Origin of the sequence: Vibrio sp. 10N.222.46.A1 (genome assembly GCF_041473595.1) — a bacterium.
GTDB lineage: Bacteria > Pseudomonadota > Gammaproteobacteria > Enterobacterales > Vibrionaceae > Vibrio > Vibrio tasmaniensis_A.
The window spans coordinates 1-652 of the sequence record NZ_JBFRSN010000601.1; the positions used below are offsets into that span (position 1 = coordinate 1).

Here is a 652-nt window from a genome sequence, read left to right on the forward strand (position 1 = left end):
AGATTGATTAGGAAAAAATAATGAAACGAACCTTAAAAATCATTGTTATCACGGGCGCGATATTATGGGGCGCATTACTGAGCAGCGCCTTGGCACAAGTGGCGCAGTTTATCACCTCGCACGATGACGCCAGAGATCACGTTGTGGCGCGCTACATCGAGTCTCAGCCCTCTCTAGATAAGGGGGCGCTCCATCAAGCGGTCCAAGATTGTGCCGTGCACCCTAACATTAAAATCGAAAAAGAGATCGCTTCAGAGACGCGCCTTTCTCCACTCAAACTCAGCCTATACGAATGCTTACAAAAAAAAGGGCATCGTGAGCTTGCTCACCGCCTTCAACTCAGTGATGAAGCAATGCAAAGTGTCAGTTGGCCATTGTCTTTGTTTTGGTAAAAAATAGAAAAAGGGGTCCCCCCATGTTTTCCACCTCACGCAGTGGCTTATCCGCCTTATTTCAAGAGGCCAAGCAAGCCCAGAACCACCTTCACCATGAACTGCCGTATCGAGACTACGATCCCATTGAGCGGGTGTTCGACAATACCCACTCTCGCGGTTTTGGCTTTAAAATCAGTGTCCTTGGGGGCGCTAACGACGATTTAATTCAGTCGTTAAGCCACCTCATGGGGGATTTGCCTGCAGGGGATAAATGGGAC

The 652-nt window shown here is 48.8% G+C and carries 2 protein-coding genes; both read left to right on the plus strand.

Going from position 1 to position 652, the window contains the following annotated elements; genetic code table 11:
* The first annotated feature begins 20 nt into the window (after nucleotides 1-20).
* Nucleotides 21-392 (plus strand): hypothetical protein, encoded by a 372-nt coding sequence (locus AB4496_RS16800; RefSeq protein WP_017096872.1) that lies wholly within the window; start codon nucleotides 21-23, stop codon nucleotides 390-392.
* Between the two features lie 23 nt (nucleotides 393-415).
* Nucleotides 416-652 (plus strand): TraC family protein (locus tag AB4496_RS16805; RefSeq protein WP_133151994.1); only part of this gene is annotated, 237 nt, incomplete at its 3' end.

Bases quoted from the DNA above. Each gene is read 5' to 3' on its own strand.
- AB4496_RS16800 (WP_017096872.1), top strand. From the start codon at position 21: ATGAAACGAACCTTAAAAATCATTGTTATCACGGGCGCGATATTATGG.